The 17326-nt window shown below is 42.5% G+C and carries 14 protein-coding genes; 7 read left to right on the forward strand and 7 right to left on the reverse strand.

The window, feature by feature from the left end; genetic code table 11:
- Positions 1-34: 34 nt before the first annotated feature.
- From BDD43_RS11970 to BDD43_RS11990, 5 genes are all read right to left on the reverse strand, one after another.
- Positions 35-682, reverse strand: a complete 648-nt coding sequence (locus tag BDD43_RS11970; RefSeq protein ID WP_121197892.1) for an IS1096 element passenger TnpR family protein — start codon at positions 680-682, stop codon at positions 35-37.
- A 36-nt stretch (positions 683-718) separates the two neighbouring features.
- The gene (locus tag BDD43_RS11975; protein ID WP_121197893.1) at positions 719-2137 is read right to left on the reverse strand and encodes a CCA tRNA nucleotidyltransferase; all 1419 of its coding nucleotides are present in this window, start codon (positions 2135-2137) and stop codon (positions 719-721) included.
- A gap of 73 nt (positions 2138-2210) precedes the next feature.
- Positions 2211-2777 (reverse strand): L-threonylcarbamoyladenylate synthase, encoded by a 567-nt coding sequence (locus BDD43_RS11980; RefSeq protein WP_121197894.1) that lies wholly within the window; start codon positions 2775-2777, stop codon positions 2211-2213.
- Positions 2770-3897: a glycosyltransferase family 4 protein gene (locus tag BDD43_RS11985; protein WP_121197895.1), complete on the reverse strand. Its 1128-nt coding sequence runs from the start codon at positions 3895-3897 to the stop codon at positions 2770-2772. Before BDD43_RS11985 ends, BDD43_RS11980 begins: the two co-directional genes overlap by 8 nt.
- Before the next feature lie 103 nt (positions 3898-4000).
- Positions 4001-4816, reverse strand: a complete 816-nt coding sequence (locus BDD43_RS11990; protein WP_121197896.1) for a 2,3,4,5-tetrahydropyridine-2,6-dicarboxylate N-succinyltransferase — start codon at positions 4814-4816, stop codon at positions 4001-4003.
- A gap of 199 nt (positions 4817-5015) precedes the next feature.
- Here BDD43_RS11990 and BDD43_RS11995 point away from each other — a divergent pair, with 199 nt between their 5' ends.
- The 4 genes from BDD43_RS11995 to porN all read left to right on the forward strand — a co-directional run bounded on the left by BDD43_RS11995 (position 5016) and on the right by porN (position 9106).
- Positions 5016-5408 (forward strand): RNA-binding S4 domain-containing protein, encoded by a 393-nt coding sequence (locus BDD43_RS11995; RefSeq protein ID WP_121197897.1) that lies wholly within the window; start codon positions 5016-5018, stop codon positions 5406-5408.
- Between the two features lie 362 nt (positions 5409-5770).
- Entirely contained in the window at positions 5771-6508 is a 738-nt protein-coding gene (locus BDD43_RS12000) for a hypothetical protein (RefSeq protein WP_121197898.1), read from the forward strand.
- A gap of 60 nt (positions 6509-6568) precedes the next feature.
- Positions 6569-7957 carry a T9SS ring complex lipoprotein PorK/GldK gene (gene porK / locus BDD43_RS12005; RefSeq protein WP_121197899.1) on the forward strand — a complete coding sequence of 463 codons (1389 nt, stop codon included), beginning with the start codon at positions 6569-6571 and terminating at the stop codon, positions 7955-7957.
- Positions 7958-8002: 45 nt separating this feature from the next.
- Positions 8003-9106, forward strand: coding sequence for a type IX secretion system ring subunit PorN/GldN (gene porN / locus BDD43_RS12010; protein ID WP_121197900.1), 1104 nt, complete (start codon positions 8003-8005; stop codon positions 9104-9106).
- Between the two features lie 87 nt (positions 9107-9193).
- Here the strand turns inward: porN and BDD43_RS12015 are convergent, their stop codons facing one another.
- Positions 9194-9673 carry a nucleoside deaminase gene (locus BDD43_RS12015; protein ID WP_121197901.1) on the reverse strand — a complete coding sequence of 160 codons (480 nt, stop codon included), beginning with the start codon at positions 9671-9673 and terminating at the stop codon, positions 9194-9196.
- A gap of 68 nt (positions 9674-9741) precedes the next feature.
- Positions 9742-10335 carry an OmpH family outer membrane protein gene (locus BDD43_RS12020; protein ID WP_121197902.1) on the reverse strand — a complete coding sequence of 198 codons (594 nt, stop codon included), beginning with the start codon at positions 10333-10335 and terminating at the stop codon, positions 9742-9744.
- Between the two features lie 294 nt (positions 10336-10629).
- On the opposite strand from BDD43_RS12020, the gene gyrB reads away from it, so the two are divergent.
- The 3 genes from gyrB (at position 10630) to BDD43_RS12035 (ending at position 17134) form a co-directional block, all read left to right on the forward strand.
- Complete coding sequence (gyrB, locus tag BDD43_RS12025; protein ID WP_121201967.1) at positions 10630-12630, forward strand: DNA topoisomerase (ATP-hydrolyzing) subunit B; 2001 nt, start codon at positions 10630-10632, stop codon at positions 12628-12630.
- A 216-nt stretch (positions 12631-12846) separates the two neighbouring features.
- Positions 12847-13788, forward strand: coding sequence for a UTP--glucose-1-phosphate uridylyltransferase (locus tag BDD43_RS12030; protein WP_246001554.1), 942 nt, complete (start codon positions 12847-12849; stop codon positions 13786-13788).
- Positions 13789-13798: 10 nt separating this feature from the next.
- Positions 13799-17134, forward strand: a complete 3336-nt coding sequence (locus tag BDD43_RS12035; RefSeq protein ID WP_121197904.1) for a UTP--glucose-1-phosphate uridylyltransferase — start codon at positions 13799-13801, stop codon at positions 17132-17134.
- Positions 17135-17326 lie beyond the last annotated feature (192 nt).

The raw sequence follows: 17326 nt of genomic DNA on the forward strand, positions 1-17326 counted from the left end.
GTTAAACGGGGTAATGTGGGCTTTGTGGTATCTATTAATAATCGTCTTTATCGCTGGCATCTTCTTCAAAGCCATCGTTATCGGCAAATTCATCGCCAAACTCATCTTCTTCATCGTCCGAGTCATCACTATCTTTACCTCGAACTACTTCATCCGGATCTGCTACCTCTTCAAAATCTACAGTTTCCTCGGCAACCAGCTCAAGTTGGTTTAAAAAGTCAAAATCGTCATCGGTTGCAACTGCTGCTGTTTCTGTCGGTGTAAATACATTGCCAAACTGTTTAGGTGCTTCTCCAACGCTTTTCGCCACAAAAGGGTAAGTTACGCCGGGAGTTTCGTTTAGTATTTTAATCAGTTCCACATGGAAATCAAACGGGCGATCGAAATTAAAGGTGTAATAAAATTTTTGGTGCGGATCGTCAATAAAGCTGCTCAGTTTTGATTTTTCCATCAAAGGCACGCCGCGGTCTATCCTCCGTTGGCTGGGCATATAGGTAATTTCCTGACCCTTCATCCATTGATCGTTACTGATATAAAACGACGAAGGATAATCGTGCTTGTAACCGGTTGAAAAATGTATCGCCTTGTGCAGATCTTCAAAGGTATGGGTTGATTTAATATCAACTTCCCTTATTACATCGTCATAATCTTCAAAAGAAACTTTAAACCTATAAACAGCCATTACAATTAGTAAATTTTAAAAGTCAAAAATAATATTTTAATCTGATTTTCTGTTTGCCACAACTTTTAAGCCAATTTCTTGTCCTTTTTTAATTGTATAATCAATTGCGGCTTCCCGCGAGTTCAAAATCTCGCCTTCCAATATAGCCTCGCGTATCTTTTGTTTGATAATACCTACCTCACGGCCCTCGTTAATACCAAAAAGTTCCATAATGTCCAACCCGCTAACCGGCGGTTGCCAGTTACGTATTTTATCGCGCTCTTCTACCTGCTTCAATTTTTGCTGTACGAGCTCAAAATTATTGCGGTATTTTTTTATTTTGTATTCGTTTTTGGTAGTTATGTCTGCTTTGCACAACAACATCAGGCTATCAATATCGTCGCCGGCTTCAAATAGTAATCGCCGCACTGCCGAATCGGTAATAATATCCTGCGCCAAAACAATGGGGCGCAAATGCAATTGAACCAATTTTTGCACCAGCTTCATTTTTTCATTAAGCGGCAGTTTAAGCTGCGCAAATATTTTAGGCACCATTCGTGCGCCTTTATCTTCATGGCCGTGAAACGTCCAGCCATGTCCTTCTTCAAAGCGTTTAGTGGCTGGTTTGGCAATATCATGCAAAATTGCCGCCCAACGCAGCCAAAGGTCGGTTGTAGTTTCAGCAATATGATCTAAAACCTGTAGCGTATGATAAAAATTATCCTTGTGGCCTTTCCCTTTAATAAATTCCACACCATACAGATCAACCATTTGCGGAAAGATCACCTTTAGCAAGCCGGTATCAAACAATAATTCAAAGCCAACTGAAGGTTTTGCCGATAGGATGATTTTATTCAACTCATCTGTTATCCTTTCCTGCGATACTATGCCGATGCGGTTAGTGTTGGTTTTGATTGCTGCAAGTGCAGTTTCGTCAATATTGAAATTAAGCTGCGATGCAAAACGGATGGCGCGCATAATTCGTAAGGGATCGTCCGAAAACGTTTCTACCGGGTCTAAAGGGGTACGAATCAATTTGTTTTGCAGATCGTTGATACCACCAAAGGGATCAATTAACTGGCCAAACTGCTCGGGATGTAAGGCAATGGCTAAAGCGTTTATGGTGAAGTCGCGCCGTTTTTGGTCGTCTTCTAAAGTGCCGTTCTCAACAATTGGCTTGCGCGACTCTGCCCGGTACGATTCTTTCCTGGCACCAACAAATTCTATCTCCAGGTCGTGATACCTGAGCATAGCTGTACCAAAATTTTTAAATACCGAAAGCGGCACCTTTAGCTGCGAAGCAATTAGCTCGGCAAAAGCAATACCATTACCTATCACAACAACATCAATATCCTTGGATGGGCGGTTTAGGTACAAATCTCGTACAAAACCACCTATAACATAGGCGTCCATGCCGGTTTTACCCGCCGCCTGCGATATAATGTTAAAGATAGGATGTTGCAGATGTTGTTTCATTTAGTTCCTGCCGATGCGGTTAGCCCGGTTTTGCAAACCGCAAAGTTAATTAAATAAGCCTTTAGCCGGGTTATTATTTACGGATAAACTCAAAACGCCCGTCGGGCTCGAGTCTCATAATAGTTGATGGCTTTTTTTCCGAAAGGTCATGCTGTTCCAGGTCAACCACATAATCCACACCGTTTATAATGTCTGCCGATACGGCATTGAAGTTTTTTGGCGAAGCTTGTCCGCTGATATTTGCCGAGGTGGACACAATTGGTTTGCGCAAACGCTGTATCAGTTGTTCGCAAAACTGGTGCCTGGCAACTCTTATGCCTACACTACCGTCTGCGGCAATTAAATTAGCAGCTATGTTGCGGGCGCCTGGCATTACTAAGGTTAGCGGGTTTTCGTTAAACTCAATTAAATCGTAGGCAATATCGGGCACTTCGGTAATGTAAGTTTGCAGTTTACTGTCGTTATCAACCAAAACAATCATGCTTTTGGTTTCATCACGCTGTTTGAGAGTGTATATTTTTTTAACGGCATCGGCATTGGTGGCATCGCAACCAATACCCCAAATTGTATCGGTAGGGTACAAAATTATACCTCCGTTTTGTAATACTTTTAATGCTTTGGCAACTTCGTCTTTAAGCATGGTTTAATACATTTTTGTAAAGGTTTAATAATTGGGTAGCCAGGTTTTTGTTATCAAACTTGCGTGCATAATTCAGGCCCTTATCTACCATGGTTTGTCGCAGTACCTTGTCTGTCAGGATTAAGTTTATCTTTCGTGCCAAATCATTTTCGTCATCCGGCTCAACATATAAACTATCCGGGCCGCCTGCTTCTTCAAGGCACGAACCGCTGGCGGCAATAACAGGTGTGCCCGAAACCAAGGCTTCCAGAACGGGTATCCCAAAGCCTTCATAACGCGAAGGATAAACAAATACCTGCGCCAACTGGTAAATAGCCGGCAAATCTGCAAAAGCAACATCGCTCAGGAATAGTACCCGATGGTAAAGCTGATGTTGTTTAATATATTGCTTAACTTCATCGGCATAAGCAGTATCCTTGCCAACAACTACCAGTTGGATGTTAATTGGTAGCAGCGTTAATGCTTTTACAGCCAGCAATAAGTTTTTACGTTCTTCAATAGTGCCTATCGTAAGCAAAAAATTTAGCGGCAACGCATACTTTAGTTTGATCTCGTTTTTTTTCTCCGGGCTTTGTACAACTTTAAAGCTCTCGTCGCAATCCTGATAAACGGTTTCAATTTTAGTCGGGTTAACTTTTAAAAGCTCTATCAGGTCGGCCTTTGTTTTCTCGCTTATCGCGATGATCTTATCGGCATGTTTGCAGGCATATTTTATTTTTGCAGCATAAATTTTACGGCTAACAAAATCAAAATACTGCGGAAAACGCATAAAGATGAGGTCGTGTATGGTTACTACCGATTTAATACCGCTGTGATGAATACCCAGCGGCAACTCATGGCTTAAGCCATGATACAATTCAATACCATCTCGTTTAAGGTTTTTCACCACAAATATACTTCGCCATAGTGCCGTAAATAGTTTACTTGTAGGTGTTACGGTGGTAGTTGCCGGTAGTGGTGTGGTAAAATTGTTTACTTTGCCCGGCCTTGTTTTAGGAGTGTATAAGAAATAAATATTGTGGGGGTAGTACAAAGTCATCATTTTGATAACACCCCGGCTATAATTACCCAGGCCGGTTGTGTTTAAAAACGCTCTTTTGGCTTCGTATCCTATACGCATTGTTAGTTTTTAAGTTATCGGTTTATGTTTCTTAAATATCTGTTTGATAAGATGTTTCTGAATAAACAAACCGATAACTATTAAATATAACCAACCATTGTTTTTATACCGCTACGTTGTTTTCGCGCAGAGCATTGTTTAATGATGTTTTTTTATCGGTAGACTCTTTACGCTTACCAATAATTAATGCGCAGGGAACATGGTATTCGCCTCCGGGAAATTTTTTAGGGTACGATCCTGGTATAACTACCGATCGCGCCGGAACAAAGCTTTTATATTCAACAGGTGGGTCTTGCGTTACATCAATAATTTTGGTTGAAGCCGTTAAAACAACATTGGCTCCTAAAACCACTTCGCGTTCTAAATGCACGCCTTCTACAACAATAGCGCGCGAGCCCAAAAAGCAATTATCTTCAATAATAACAGGCGCACCTTGTACAGGTTCTAAAACCCCGCCTATACCAACACCGCCGCTTAGGTGTACATGTTTACCAATTTGCGCGCACGACCCTACAGTTGCCCAGGTATCAACCATAGTGCCTTCATCAACATACGCACCAATATTAACGTACGATGGCATCATGATAACGCCTTTAGCCAAAAACGCACCATAACGGGCAATGCCATGTGGTACAACGCGCACGCCCAATTGCTTGTAATTGGTTTTTAACTTCATTTTATCATGAAAAACAAATGGGCCAACCTTTATTTCTTCCATTTCGCAAATAGGGAAGTATAATATCACTGCTTTTTTTATCCATTCGTTAACGTGCCAGCGGCTGCCAATCATTTCGGCAACGCGCAGCTCGCCCCTGTCAAGGCGCTGTATAACGGTTTCAATAGCTTCGGTATATTCTTTAAAAGTGAGCAAATTCCTGTCAACCCAGGCGTCTTCAATTAATTTTTTAAGGTCTTGCATTTGTTGATATTTTTAACAAAATAAATGATTTCTGTAGCTTTTTAATGGCTTTTGATAATAAAACGACGAAGATAATAAAAAATGAAGTATAGGCTGTTTTAAAGATGAGAATGTACAGTTAGGTGGCCTGGTTATTTGATGTTTGCCTTACATTGCTGATTTGTTACCTATTTTTATGACTTTTGTAGATACTTGAATTATGGCTGAAAAAGAAAAACTCCGCATTGATAAATACTTATGGGCAATTAGGGCATTTAAAACGCGTACGCTTGCCGCGGATGCCTGCAAGGCGGGCCGGGTTAAACTAAACGGAAATAATATAAAGCCCTCGCACGAAGTGCATATTGATGAAATTTACCAGATAACAAAAGGTGCCGACCGGAAGACGATAAAGGTAACGGGCTTGTTGGAAACCAGGGTTGATGCTAAAAAGGCAGTAGGCTTTTATGAAGACATTACACCTGTTGAGCAAACGCAGGCGTTTAAAACCATGTTTCATGCGCCCATGTTGAGCCGCGACAGGGGCGCGGGGCGGCCCACAAAAAAAGATAGGCGGGAGATAGACGACCTTAAAGACGATTTTTTTGAGTAATTTATCGTTTTCCTTAATAAAATGTAAAACAAAGCAACCTAAACGTGGTTATTTGCGTATATACGGTTATTAAAAAAAACTAAACATCTATCCTATGCATTATCACTACAAATCATTGTTTGCAAGGCAAACTACGCGTTTTTTAAAACAGTACGCACCTACATTTGAGGAATTTGGAATTCCGATTAGAAATTTGGACAATTTTAAATTGTTTTAGCCTTTTTTCTATCATTAACTAAAAAAAAACATATTTTTTTTATTATTTCTTTACAAGTAATACAATAATTTGTATTTTTATGTAAATATTTATGATTTAAACGATTACGTTAATTTATATTTTCACCAAACGAAAATTGCAGTCTATGAAATTTAAAACTTATCTACTTTTTAAAAATAAAACATACTTATTTTCATTTATGGTAGTTATGCTGGCAAGTATTCTTTGTCCGCATAGGGGCTACAGCCAGGTCGACTATTATTACGGCCAGCATAAAAGAGGCTTGTCTATAGGTATCGGTGGCGGTGTATCTATCTTAAACGCCCACTACCGCGACAATCCTTTAAGCGGCGTGGGCCTGGTTAAAGTTGATTACGACTTTACCCAATATATCAGCGTTGGCGTTGAAGGGCAAATGGGCCAGTTACTGGGCCAGGACGTGGTGCCAAACCGGCAATATTTTCCTTTTTCGCTCGATAATTATTCGTCAGTGAGTTTGGGCGTGCGCGTTAGCGTAGGTGCCATTAAAGATTACCCTACTTCTACCGCTTTGCAGGATGTGATAAAAAAGATATATCTTGGAGTTGGCGGAGGTGTAGTGATGACGCACATTTCATTGGGCGATTACAGGCTTTCAACTAACAAGGGAAGCTATAGTACCCCCCAAATGGACAAAACCTGTTTCGTTATACCGATCAACATCGGCACCAATATTAATTTACCCGGCATACTCGGCGCAGACAAGCTGGAGCTGAACCCCAACTACCAGTTCAATTATTCACGGGATCAATATCTTGACGGAATCGGACCGGCCGATCAATATACCAAGCATGATTATACCGGTTATTCCCTGATATCGTTAACTTTAAAATATAAATTCTAATAACAAAATTCCTGAGCGTAGTTTTGTTGATACAGCCATTTAATTATTCAAATATAAAAGATGAGTGCAAATTATAGAAAGATAGCCATTATTCTTGGATCGGCATTGTTTTGTGCGTGTAAAACGTCAAAAATCATATATGAGGTACCAACTGATGTAAGGCCGTACACGGGTAAAACCCTTACCGCCCCTCCGGGCATGATCTATATTCCGGCAGGTACCATATACGAAAGCAGCACCATAAAAGATTCTATAAACGCCGATACCAGCACGCGCCGGGTGAGCTTAAGTTCCTTTTTTATGGATATGACCGAAGTAAGCAACAAACAATACCGCAAATTTGTGGATTGGGTTGCCGATTCTGTTGCTGTGACCACCTATTTAAAAAACGATCCCAAATTCTTTTATAACGCCAAGCTGAAAAGCAAAACCGCCAGTGCTAAGGGTGCTAAGGCCGATTCGGTTGCCCGGATGATTAACTGGCGCAATATCGATATCAATGGTAAGGTTCCGTTCTGGCAGTCGCACAGCGAAAAATTCCCCGGCCTGGTATCTATGGTTAACGGAAGGAAAACGCTGAACAAGGATATGCTCAAATTTGCTTATACACATGTGCAGGCAGGCGGGCCCAATGCAGGCAAATCAGTAACCGATACCATCAAGATAATGCCCGATAATAACGTTTGGCAGGAAGATTTCCCGAATTCACAGTCAGACTTTTTGGTGAATAACTATTTCCAGTTGAAAGGCTTTGATAATTACCCCGTTGTTGGTGTAACCTGGAAACAGGCCCGTGCCTATACCGGCTGGAGAAATATCATCAGTGCCAGCACCCTGGACAGGAGTTTGGTAGAACTGGGCCTTTCGTTCAGTTTGCCTACCGAGGCCCAGTGGGAATATGCAGCATCGGGCGGTGAGCAAAACATGGAAAATGCAACAGGCAACGTTCAGTCCAAAGATCAGAACGTGGTACCGTCATACATCCAGAAGAAAACAAAAAAGATATTACCGATAGCCAACTTTAAACAGGGCGAAGGTGATTATACCCGGGATGGAGCCATCCAAACGGTACCGGTAAAATCATACGCGCCAAACGTGTTCGGCCTGTATAACATGGCCGGTAACGTAGCCGAGTGGGCCCTTGATGCCTACAGCCCTTCGGCTTTTGAATTTGTTGAAGACCGCGACCCGGTATTGTTACTGGATGCAACAGATGAGGATGCCGACGTGATGAAACGTAAAGTAGTAAGAGGCGGATCATGGAAAGATAATGCAACCGACCTGAATACGGCAACCCGTAATTACGAAGTACAGAATGTGGCCCACTCTTACATCGGCTTCAGGTGTACGATGGCAGCTCCGGATCTGATTACCGAACAGGTAGGAACCCGGAAATACCTTGCTCCCAAAAAGGACAAGAACGCCAAAGTAAAGGCAAGCGGAAAATAGTGACAAAGGCAAGTAAAATTGAATAGGAACAGCAACGTACCCAGTATGAAAAAGAAATTTATTATTGTTTTGTTTATTACATTAGCGGCAAGCTTAACCCTGATGGCCCAAACCAAAAAGAAAAAAGCAAAGGCCCGTACCACGGCTAAAAGAACAATTCACACGGTAAGAACAAAACCCAAACCAAAACCGGTTGATACTACAGCAAAAGCTGCAGTTAACCCCGTGGTTGTTTTGCCGGCAAACAATAAGATAGACACCATCAGGTCGGTGCCTGATAGCGGCGACGGGTATTTGAAAAGTATTGTGCTAACCAAGGCCAGGCCCTTCCCTATATTTGAGCCAAGCCCCAATAACATCAAATACTATCACCAGTATAAACGCGATATCAGCTTTAAAGATGCCCGTAATGCCAAGTTTAATACCACAGGCGCCACCCTCATCGAAGCTATTTTACAGGGCGTTAAAGATCACATCATCACAGCTTATGACCCTACTGCCGTAACCAAAATTAACCCTACAGGTGATGCATTTACCATCCCGATGACGTATAACCAGCTGATGGGCCATTTGGTAGATACCGCACTGGTTGACCAACTGGATAAGGATGGTAACAAGATAGGCAGCGTAAAGCAACTGAATGATTTCAGTCCGGATAAAGTGGTAGGTTACCGCATTAAAGAAGATGTTTACTACGATAAACAACGGGCCAAGGTAGAAACCCATATTGTAGGTATTGCACCCCTAATTACCCTGAAACTATCAAACGGAGATACCGTGGGTACACAGCCGGTATGCTGGTTGCGCTACAGCCAGTGCCGTATTGTATTTGCCAAAATGGACGTATCAGACCCGGACCACAATATGTTTGACGTGAGTATGGATGATATGTTCCTGCAGCGCCAGTTCAACAGTGTAATTGTTGAGGAATCTAATCCGAAAGGCAACCGCATTAAGGACTACATGAAAACCCCGGAAGACCAGGCTAAAGAAGCGGCCCGTATAGAAAAGAAACTGGCCGATTACAAGAAAAACATGTGGAACTACCGCACCGATATTACTGCCGTTTCGGTACCCGATAAAACCAAAACTACCAAACCTAAAAAAACAACTAATGACAATAACACTGGTACGCCTGTGAAGCAATAAACAGAAAAAAATAAAATATGATAAACCAAAAAGGGTTTGAATCTAATTGATTCAAACCCTTTTTGGTTGTATACACTTGGTTAAAAGTTAATACTCTGTTTTACTCTCAGATATTTCCCATAGTTTAAAAGCACCCTGAGCCTCATCGCGAAGGAGCTGAACTATTGGTAACTTCCTGTCGGTCATTTCGCAGGCAATTTCCTCGTAAATAAATTTATCATCAAAACCTATTGCGGCTGCGTCAACTTTGTTGTTTGCGTAATATATTTTGTCTATCCGGGCCCAATAAATAGCACCCAGGCACATGGGGCAAGGTTCGCAACTGGTATAAATTACACATCCTTCCAAAACAAAGGTTTCCAGTTCCTGGCAGGCTAAACGTATTGCCGATACCTCGGCATGCGCCGTAGGGTCGTTTTGCGGAACAACTTTGTTGGCGCTGCGCGCTATAACCATTCCGTTTTTTACAATAACAGCTCCAAAGGGGCCCCCTTGTCCCTGCCTCACATTGTGTTCAGATAGCTCTATGGCCATCCGCATAAATTTTTCGTGCTCTTTGTTGTCCATATGTTTGTATCAATAAAAAAACCCCAACTATATAGCTGGGGTTTAACTATTTTGTTGTGTAAATATTGTTATTTCTTGTCTTTTGCGTATAAATCATTCAGTCTTTTTACAACGTCCTGGGTTACATCCAGGCTTGGGTCGCCAAATAAAACTGTAGGGTTTGCTTTCGAATAAGTTAAAACTAATTTATAACCTTTTTCTTTAGCATATTGTTTTGCAAAATCAGCAATCTTATCATAAAGTTTGCTTTGTTCTGATGCACTTTCGTTTTGGAATTGAGCATTAGCATTTTGCTCATATGTTTGTAATTCTTGTTGTTTACGGCCCAAACGTTGCTCGGTGGATGCTCTTTGGTCGGCACTCATGGTTTGCGCACCTTTTTGGTAATCACCAACTTCACGTTGAAAGGCTTGTTTTTTTGAAATCACGTCGTCATTTGCCGATTTTCCTTTATCCTGCAAACGTTTAGCCATATCCTTGGCATATTCATAGTTATGTACCAGCGTATCCGAGTTCACATATACTATCTCAGCTTTTTCGGGCACTGCGGTGGCGGTTGCTGGTTTGCTTGTGTCTGTTTTAGTTGGGTTACATGCCACTACGGTAGCCACTATTGCTACGGCAAGGCTTGTTTTAATTAATTTGGAAACTGAGGTTTTCATTTATTGAACTTAAAAATTTTGACAAAGATAAACTTTCGGTACAAGTATCCTAATCTTTTGAAAATTCCGGGAATTGTAATGTTTACAAAATTAATGAACAAATAAATACAAACCCGCGCTGTGGCTTGCCTGTTATTTAAGCGGGCAGGTTATTATTACAAGTTGTTTGGGCGCGCCAATAGTAACAAAGTGAGCATGTTTAGAACGATATTTAGCGGAGCGTCTTTTTATCAACAATAACCCATATCTCAGCCAATTTTTGTATTTTTGAAGGTTGTTGATTTTATATTAATTATGAGCGAAGAAAACGAAGATATTAACGAAGAACAAGTAAATAAACCCGAAGAAAAAGAAGATAAATCTACTTATAATGCGGATAATATACAGGTTTTAGAAGGTTTAGAGGCCGTACGTAAGCGCCCCTCTATGTATATTGGCGATACAGGCGCAAAGGGCCTGCACCACTTGGTTTACGAGGTTGTAGATAACTCTATTGATGAGGCCTTAGCAGGCCATTGCGATACCATTAATGTTTTTATTCACGAAGGTAACTCCATTACCGTTATTGATAACGGGCGTGGTATACCTACAGGTATCAATAAAAAAGAAAATAAATCGGCACTGGAAATTGTAATGACAGTGTTGCATGCCGGTGGTAAGTTTGATAAGGATACTTACAAGGTATCGGGCGGTTTGCATGGTGTGGGTGTAAGTTGCGTTAACGCGTTATCAACCCACATGAAAACGTTGGTGTACCGCGAAGGCAAAATATTTACCCAGGAATATGAAAAGGGTAAACCTATGTTTGAGGTTAAAGAAATCGGCGTATCCGACCATACCGGTACTACACAAACTTTCCAGCCCGACCCGGAAATATTTACCTTAACCCTCGAATACAAATACGAAACATTAGCGGGCCGCTTGCGCGAATTGTCTTTCCTCAACAAAGGCATCAAGTTAACTTTAACCGATGAGCGTGTTGTGAACGAAGATGGCAGTTTTCTTAACGAAGTATTTTTCTCGGAAGGCGGCTTGCAGGAGTTTGTAGCTTATTTGGACAGCACCCGTACATCTATCATACCCGAGCCAATTTATCTGGATGGTATTAAAAATGGTATCCCGGTTGAGCTGGCTTTCCAGTATAATGATACTTACAGCGAAAACGTACATAGCTACGTAAACAATATCAATACCATTGAGGGTGGTACACACGTAGCAGGTTTCCGCCGTGGGTTAACCCGTACTTTAAAGGCTTATGCCGATAAATCGGGATTGTTGAAAAACATGAAGGTTGAAATTACAGGTGATGATTTCCGCGAGGGATTAACTGCTGTAATTTCGGTAAAAGTACAGGAGCCGCAATTTGAAGGGCAAACCAAGGGTAAGTTGGGTAACAACGAAGTGATGGGCGCCGTTGATATGGCTGTTGGCGAAATATTGGGTAACTTTTTAGAAGAAAACCCTAAGGAAGCCAAGTTAATTGTTGGTAAAGTTATTATTGCAGCGCAGGCACGTGCTGCGGCCCGTAAGGCCCGCGAAATGGTGCAGCGTAAAAACGTAATGGGCGGTTCGGGCTTACCTGGTAAACTGGCCGATTGCGCCAATAGCGATCCGGCCGTTTGTGAATTGTACCTAGTGGAAGGTGACTCGGCGGGTGGTACCGCCAAAATGGGCCGTAACCGCGAATACCAGGCTATTTTGCCATTACGTGGTAAAATACTGAACGTGGAGAAAGCCATGGAACACAAAATTTACGAGAACGAAGAAATCAAGAACATGTTTACCGCTCTGGGCGTAAGCATAGGCACCGTTGATGATGTGAAAGCATTGAACCTTGATAAACTGCGTTACCACAAAATTGTTATCATGACGGATGCCGACGTTGATGGTAGCCACATTACAACATTGATTCTTACTTTCTTCTTCCGGTATATGAAAGCCTTGGTTGAAAACGGCTATGTATACATTGCGTCGCCACCGTTATACCTGGTTAAAAAAGGTAAAGATCAGGAATATTGCTGGACCGAAGACCAACGCCTAAACGCCATACAGCGTTTAAAGGGTGCCGGTAAAGAAGATAGCGTACACGTACAACGTTATAAAGGTTTGGGTGAGATGAATGCCATACAACTATGGGACACTACCATGAACCCCGAAACCCGCACCCTGCGCCGCGCTACAATAGATAACGCAGCCGAATGCGACCATACTTTCTCCATGCTAATGGGAGATGAGGTTGCCCCGCGCCGCGAGTTTATTGAAAAAAATGCCAAATACGCAAGGATAGATATTTAAGGCTTCCGCGGAAACCGAACATATTTAAAACCCATATAAATATTATTTATTACAAGCCAGGCTCACGCCTGGCTTTTCTATTTTTGTAGTATTACATTTAATTATCGGGCGGACACCCTAACTTGATTGCATTTTGCAAATAGTAAAATGTAATATTTGGTGTAATATGCTGCAATCGTTTGCATAAGTTATATATATTTAGCCTAAATTTTTTTAATGATGAGAATCAAAAAAGGTGTAATAACTGCTGCGGCTCGCGGGCAGAGGTTGTATCCTGTTGCGGATACCGTTCAAAAGGCAATGCTCCCCGTTATTGATATTGACGGTTTGCACAAGCCTGTTATACAAATAATTGCAGAAGAGGCCTTTGCAAGTGGGATTGAAGAAATATGTGTGGTTTGTGCACCCGGGGATGGCGAAAGGTATGTAAGTTCGTTTACCTCTTTACGCGATAACTTGCTGAGTTCGTACAACAGTATCGACTGGGCGAAAAAACAGGCAGAGGGTATAGATTACTTTTTAAATCATATCCAATTTGTTGAGCAAACGGAGCCGCTGGGCTACGGTCACTCGGTTTATTGTGCCAGAGAATTTGTTAATAACGAACCCTTCTTGCTGCTTTTGGGCGATTATCTTTACATATCGGCCTTGCAAAAACGCTGTGCCGCCCAGTTGCTTGAACTGGCAGCACAAGAAAACTGTTCGGTATCAGCCTCTAACCCTACAATAGAACATCAGATTGGCCGCTACGGCACCTTAACAGGTAAACAGGTAGCCAATACCAGTGGAATTTATGAAATAGAAAAGATAATTGAAAAGCCATCACTGAGTTTGGCCGAACTGGAACTATCAACCCCCGGCTTGCGTGTGGGCTACTACCTCTGTTTTTTTGGGATGCATGTATTTACACCGGTTATTTTCGATTTGCTACAAAAGCAGATAGAAAATAAAAACTACCTGTTAACGCCTGCTTTGCAGGAACTGGCTTCGGTAGATCGATATCTTTCGCTCGAAGTGAAGGGTAAACGTTATGATTTGAGCCGGAAAAATGGTTTGTTACGTGCGCAAATAGCCCTTGGCCTTGCCGGCGAAGCACACGACGAAACGCTCACCACATTGGTTGAAGCCTTAGCCGAGGCAAACGAATTAAAAAAATAAGCTGTTCAAAATGAATCTTTTCGTCCACACCATAACCTCCACAGATCCTAAGGTACGTAATCAGTCGTTTTACCAGCTTGCGGGTCAACTCAAATCAGATGAGCTTTTAAAAGCCTTGCTCGAACTGGATACCTTCCGTAAAGAAACCCTCAATTTATATGATAAGGTAAGGGCTATTTTGTTTTTGTACGCAGGTTTCAGGTTTTTTTTGGTCAAATCTCAAAATACACCCGTAACCGGTAAAATTCCGTATCATGGCTTTGAGGACTTGCTTGCACGGAGGTTTGAGCATGCCATCAGTGTTTTTTTAACTGAATTAAAAGTTTCGGGCCCAAGTGCAACATTGTACAGCGCGTTGGCCGAGGCCTATCATAATTTATCGTTCCAAATTTTGGCCGATCAGGTGCGCAAAAGTGTGCGTGCAAGCAAGGGCAACCAATGGATGTTTCGTGTGGGGCACCAGGAAGAACATCCGGTACGCATTCATCCACAATTGCTTATCCTTAAAGATAATACTATTTTTTATCCCATCCTGCACGAAAATACATCAGTACGGATGGACCTTACGCATAGCGGATGGTCGGATATTTTTTTCCTCGGGATGGATTACCCCGAAGGAGCACGTGTAATTAACCTCTCTATAGATCTTGGTGTTTTTGGCCGGGATAAGGAGATAAGGCCACCCCTGCACAGTTACCTGCGGGTAATTCCGGAGCCGGTTATCCGCGTAACCAGTATTGATCTTAATACAACTAAAGATATTACAGATCTGGCCGATTTATTCAATTTCGGGAATGATTACCTAAGTCTCATCAAAGCAGGTATTATTGCTTCAGGGTTTATTCCACCTTCTTTCGAAGGTACCAACCAATCCTTGCCCGGTATATTGGCCCAAATTATTGCGCCTGGGATGGGTATAGAATTGGTTACACGCGTTAATGATATTCCTAAAGGTTCGCGTTTCGCTGTCTCCACAAATCTGCTTGGTTCCATCATTAGTTTATTGATGCGGGCAACCGGGCAAACCCAAAAACTGGAAGGCGGTTTAATTGAGACCGAGCGGCGTTTGGTTGCGTCGCGCGCTATATTGGGTGAGTGGATTGGCGGCTCGGGCGGCGGCTGGCAGGATTCGGGCGGTGTTTGGCCCGGTATCAAAGCTATTCAGGGCACGTTTGCGCAGGTTGGCGATCCTGAATACAACATCAGCAAGGGAACGTTACTACCCCGTCATCAAATTTTAGAGGGCGAACAGGTAGGCGCTCAAATGGCCGAAAAAATAATGAATTCGTTAGTGCTGATGCACGGCGGTATGGCATCAAACGTGGGTCCTATTTTGGAAATGGTGACCGAAAAATACCTGCTCCGCGGCGAGCAGGAATGGCACGCCCGCCAGCAAACCAATTTAATATTTGATAATATATTGGCAGCCATTAAAGACGGCGACATCAAAAAGCTGGCTACCAATACCGAAAATAACTTTAACGGCCCTATTAAGGCCATTATCCCCTGGGCAACAACCTATTTTACCGAACAGATTATCGAAAAAGCTAAAAAACAATTTGGCGAAAATTATTACGGTTTTTTGATGCTCGGCGGCATGTCGGGCGGGGGGATGGGTATGTTTGTGAACCCGGATAAGTATCAGGATTATAAACAGGCTGTACTCGATATTTTGCAAACTACCAAAAACGAATTATCCGATTCATTGCCCTTTGCCATGCAACCCGTGGTTTATAACTGGAGCATTAACCAGCATGGTACATGGAGCAATTTGTTACATGGTTACGATGCCCTGATGCCGGAGCAATACTATGCGATACATGTTTCGGAAATGGTGCGGAAAGAGCCCGCGTCTATCAACTATATCAGGCGAGCCGAGGTTGACCGGTTTACTACTTATTGCGAACAAAATAACCTGGCCTATCCTCTGTTGCGCACCATTATCAGCAATTTGTTTAAAGTGTCCGACCCGGCATCTCATGGGGGGCGCAGGGCCGAAGATGACAAAGCCGATCTGATCAAAAAGATGAACGGGTTCGACCATATTCAGCATGAAGAAATCAGGGAGCAGTTGCAAAAGGGGCAAATTAGTTTACTAAACAACCGGTTACCAATTGAGACCAGCATAGAAGATGTGTTGCCTACCGATGTTGTTAACTATGAAAACCTTTCACCGGGCAAAAAAAGGGGAGAAGAAGCCCTGCGTAATGGCAAGGTTGCCGTAATGAGCCTTGCCGCGGGAGTTGGCAGCCGGTGGACAAAAGGGGCCGGTGTAATTAAAGCACTCAACCCGTTTGTGGTATTGCAAGGTAGCCATCGTAGCTTTTTGGAGATACACCTGGCCAAAACACGTAAAGCTGCCGGCCAATATCATACCACTATTCCGCATATTGTTGCCACAAGTTATCTAACGCATCAGGCCATCCGTAAAAAGTTACACCAAGCCCATAATTATGGGTATAGCGGAAAGGTATTGCTGTCCGAGGGCCGGTCTATCGGTCAGCGTTACATCCCAACCGAGCGCGATTTGCGTTTTATGTGGGAGGAAATGCCTCAGGAACTTCTGGATGATAACAAACAGAAAGTTTTAGAAGCGGTACGATCAAGCATGATAGAATGGGCGAAGCGAAAGGGCGAAGCCACCGATTACGAGGACAATATTGCCGCACAACGTTTTTCGCCCCTTGGGCACTGGTACGAGATATCAAACCTTTTACGTAACGGTACCCTGGCAGAGCTTTTGAAAACCGACCCGCAATTGAAAACCATTATGCTGCATAATATTGATACGCTTGGCGCGGATGTTGATTTGAGTATTTTGGGGTATCATTTGGAATCGGGCAATGCGCTCACCTTTGAGGTGATACCGCGCCGCATTGAAGATCAGGGCGGCGGTTTGGCACGTGTAAACGGCCATGTAAGGCTGATGGAGGGCTTGGCGCAGCCACGTGAAGAGGACGAACTTGGCCTGAGCTATTATAACACCATGACCACCTGGATACAGATAGACCCTTTGCTAAAACTGTTTGGGCTAAGCCGCGAGGACCTTCAAAAAGCCGACGAAGCTGTTTTAGCCAAAGCAGTAAGAAGTATTGCCAAACGAATGCCAACCTATGTAACCATTAAAGATGTTAAGTACCGCTGGGGCCATGGGCAGGAAGATATTTACCCTGTTGCACAAATTGAAAAATTATGGAGCGACATGTCGTCTCTTACCAATATCCAATGCGGCTACGTTGTTGTACCCCGTTTCCGAGGCCAGCAAATGAAGGATCCGGCGCAATTAGATTCGTGGGTTACCGATGGCGGTAAGGACTTTGTGGATAGTTTATGCCACTTTGAGTAGCTATTTGGGGTTAAGTTAATATTTAAGTTTCTCCCGTTTTGGATTTATTACATCTTGTAATAAATCCTTGTTTTTTTGATTTTATTATATAGGTATTTTTTTAGTTAAATAATAATCAAATGTAGAAATTTTAAAAACCAAAGCGAATATTTATTAATCTATTTTATATAATAAAAACTACAGGTTAATAAC

This window comes from Mucilaginibacter gracilis (assembly GCF_003633615.1).
GTDB lineage: Bacteria > Bacteroidota > Bacteroidia > Sphingobacteriales > Sphingobacteriaceae > Mucilaginibacter > Mucilaginibacter gracilis.